Here is a 3,689-nt window from a genome sequence, read left to right as displayed (position 1 = left end):
CCTCTAATTCTGATTTCAGACCCTCCACCTGGATCTCCACCACCGGAGGTGATGCGAACCCCAGCAGACTTACCAGACAATAACTGTTCTGGTGAAACGATGGCTCCTTGGTTAAATTCTTTTTCGCCGATTTTTTCAACAGCACCTGTAGCATCTTGCTTAGTCGTAGCACCATATCCAATCAAAACAATTTCGTCCAATTGAGCGGTATCTTCCATAAGTGCAACGTTTAATTTTGGTTGTCCATTATAGATGATTTCCTGAGGTTTGAACCCAACATAAGAAAACACAACAACTTCACCGTTTCTCACGCTGATGCTGTAGTTGCCATTAAAATCTGTAGTAGTTCCAGTGGCAGTTCCTTTAACTGTAATATTTACGCCTGGTACGGGTAATGCGTTAGCTTGCTCTGTAACGGTCCCAGAAACAGTGGTTTGAGACCACAGGACTGAGGGTATCATAAATACCAGTAACATTAAGCCATTCATAAATGTTTTCATACACTATTTTTAAAGTTGATTGCGTTAATAATTCACTAATATTCTCACTTCTTGAGTTAAATCTATGTAAATTTTAGATCAATTGGAGAGTTGCCATTATCAGATTAGCAACGAAAACGTTTGCGTGTTGACAACTTTCTTTATAAATGTGAGGAATGGCCTGAAAATAATCAAAAAATCGAGCAATAAACAACAATGCCATACCTTTGATTTTTCGGGTTAGAAAGTGTTGTTAATTATGATTAAATTATAGATATTTAAAAAACAGTTTTGATCATAAACTTACATATGAAAAAGAAAATTACCTTAAAACAGATTGCAAGAGAATTAGACGTTTCAATCTCTACGGTTTCAAAAGCGCTGAGAGATAGTTTAGAAATTAGTGAAGATACCCGGCAAAAAGTACAGGCTTTTGCCAAGTTTTATAACTACCGCCCTAACAATATCGCACTCAGCCTACAAAATCAAAAAACAAAAACGATAGGCGTCATTATTCCCGAAATTGTACACCATTTTTTCTCAAAGGTCATTAGAGGTATTGAGTTGGTGGCCAATAAAAGAGGGTATAATGTCATCATCGGTTTGTCCAATGAATCTTTTGATAAAGAGATTATTAATATGCAAATGTTGGCCAGTGGTAGTATTGACGGTTTTATCCTTTCTATTTCGAAGGAAACTTTACAAAAACAGGATTACCATCATTTTAAGGAAACGATTAATCAAGGGATGCCGATTGTCATGTTTGACCGTGTGGTCAATGAAATCAACTGTGACAAGGTTATTATTGATGATTTAAAAGGGTCAAAAAACGCCGTAACCAAACTCCTGTCCAACGGCTGTGAAAATGTGGCGATAATTACTACGAAAGATTATGTGAGTGTCGGTAAATTAAGGACTCAGGGTTATTTGGAAGCATTAGAAGATTACAAAATAACCCCAGATCCAAATTTGATTCTTAAGGTTAATGATGAATTGGTTTCTGAAGATCATTTGGAATCTTTGGAAGCGGAAATAAAAGGTTTATTTCAAAACAACAAAAACATAGATGGTGTCTTTGCTGTAAATGAATTATACGCCATTATAGCTATGAAAGTAGCGCGCAATATGGGTATGAAAATTCCAGATGATCTTCAGGTTATTGGCTTTACAGATGGCGTGCTTTCCAAACATGCCACACCAAGTTTAACCACCGTAAGTCAGCATGGTCAAGAAATGGGCGAAAAGGCTGCTGAACTGCTGATTGATAACCTTGAACGCGAAGATGAAGAAGAGCATTTTGAAACCGTTGTAATCGAAACAGAACTTATAGAAAGAGACTCCACCAAATAAAAAAAGTATTGTCCATTTAAAAACTTTATTATCTTTGCCACAATTCAAAACTTTATTTTCACTTCTTACAAATAAGTTTTGATGAGTTTTATCGCTTGTCAATAGTATTAATTTAAACATACTATTAATGAAAAAGCGTACACTTGGTTTTTGGGAAATCTGGAACATGAGTTTCGGTTTCTTAGGAATCCAGATGGGTTTTGCCCTACAAAATGCTAATGTTAGCCGAATTTTCCAAACTTTAGGAGCCGAGATTGATGACATCCCCATTCTTTGGGTTGCCGCACCTTTAACGGGGTTAATTGTTCAGCCTATTATTGGCTATTTGAGTGATCGCACTTGGCATTCCCGATTGGGCCGTCGCCGACCTTATTTTTTGGTGGGTGCTATTTTGGCCTCTTTAGCTTTGTTTATCATGCCTAATTCGCCAGTACTCTGGGTAGCGGCTGGCATGCTGTGGATTTTGGATGCCTCCATTAACGTGTCCATGGAGCCTTTCCGGGCCTTTGTGGGCGACAACCTTCCAGACGAACAACGCACTAAAGGCTTTGCCATGCAGAGTTTCTTTATTGGGATTGGGGCTTATGTGGCTTCAAAATTGCCGTTGATGTTGACGTACTTTGGAGTCGCCAATACCGCAGCAGAAGGAATTATTCCCGATTCGGTCAAGTACTCCTTTTACATTGGTGGTGTCGCCTTTTTTGTAGCGGTGTTGTGGACGGTTTTGCGTTCCAAGGAATATTCTCCCGAAGAAATACGAGCTTTTGAAGCTCAGGAAAAAGAATCGAAACCTGTGGAAAGCGATTTTTCTGAGGAATGGTATCAAAAAAATGGCACTTCGCATTTAATTAAGGGGATCATTGTTTTGTTTATTGGTTTGCTTGCTTCCTTTTTGGTTTATAATTACCATCTCAAAGCAGATCTTTATGTGCTAACCTTAGGATTAATATCTTTTGGAGGACTGGCCTTAATTGTATCTGGACTCCTGCAGAAAAACAATTCTAAAAACGGCTTTGTCAATATCGTGAACGATTTTCAGATGATGCCAAAGGTCATGAAACAATTGGCTTGGGTGCAGTTCTTTTCTTGGTTTGCATTATTTTCTATGTGGATTTATGCCACAGGAGCAGTGACCGAACATATTTATAAAACGACCGATACCACTTCGGAAGCTTATAATATAGGCGCCAATCAGGTGGGCGAAATGTTTGCCAATTACAATATCATTGCGGCAGCCGTCGCCTTTTTATTGCCGCTATTGGCAAAGCGAACGAGTCGGAAATTTACACATTTCTTGGCTTTGGTTGCTGGTGGATTGGGACTGATGTCACTTTATTTCATCACAAATCCAACCACTTTTATGATTGAATGGTTGCCAATGATTGGCGTAGGTGTAGCTTGGGCGAGTATTCTATCCGTTCCTTATGCCATGCTTTCAGGATCTTTACCAGCTTCTAAAATGGGATACTATATGGGTGTTTTTAACTTCTTTATTGTGATTCCGCAATTGGTGGCTGCTTCTATTTTAGGGTTTTTAGTCTCCAAATTTTTTAATAATGAACCTATTTATGCCTTATTGATCGGAGGCTGCTCAATGATCTTGGCAGGCATTCTTTCACTAATGGTCAATGACAAAGAAACAATAACAATCAATGAGTAAAAAAGCATTCATATTTGACCTTGACGGCGTAATCGTCGATACTGCAAAATATCATTTTTTGGCCTGGCGGAAATTGGCCAATAGTATGGGTTTTGATTTCACGCACGAACAAAACGAACAATTGAAAGGGGTGAGCAGAGTGAAATCCTTAGAGAAAATTCTCGCTTGGGGAAATAAAAGCGTGAGCGAAGATGAATTTA

4 protein-coding genes are annotated in these 3,689 nt (G+C 38.5%); 3 read left to right on the top strand and 1 reads right to left on the bottom strand.

Annotated elements, in window-relative coordinates:
• Positions 1 to 461: carboxypeptidase-like regulatory domain-containing protein (locus ABIQ28_RS03840; RefSeq protein WP_348035428.1), on the bottom strand; the 461-nt coding region annotated here is incomplete at its 3' end.
• A gap of 327 nt (positions 462 to 788) precedes the next feature.
• Between ABIQ28_RS03840 and ABIQ28_RS03835 the strand changes: the two genes are divergently transcribed.
• The 3 genes from ABIQ28_RS03835 to ABIQ28_RS03825 form a co-directional block, all read left to right on the top strand.
• The gene (locus tag ABIQ28_RS03835; protein WP_348035427.1) at positions 789 to 1,829 is read left to right on the top strand and encodes a LacI family DNA-binding transcriptional regulator; all 1,041 of its coding nucleotides are present in this window, start codon (positions 789 to 791) and stop codon (positions 1,827 to 1,829) included.
• 127 nt (positions 1,830 to 1,956) lie between these two features.
• Positions 1,957 to 3,489: an MFS transporter gene (locus tag ABIQ28_RS03830; protein ID WP_348035426.1), complete on the top strand. Its 1,533-nt coding sequence runs from the start codon at positions 1,957 to 1,959 to the stop codon at positions 3,487 to 3,489.
• Positions 3,482 to 3,689, top strand: a 208-nt coding sequence (locus tag ABIQ28_RS03825) for an HAD hydrolase-like protein (protein WP_348035425.1), incomplete at its 3' end; no start/stop codon positions are given. The genes ABIQ28_RS03830 and ABIQ28_RS03825, both read left to right, overlap by 8 nt.

This window comes from Gelidibacter sp. (genome assembly GCF_039916245.1).
GTDB lineage: Bacteria > Bacteroidota > Bacteroidia > Flavobacteriales > Flavobacteriaceae > Gelidibacter.
This window is presented reverse-complemented; position numbering and strand designations above follow the sequence as displayed.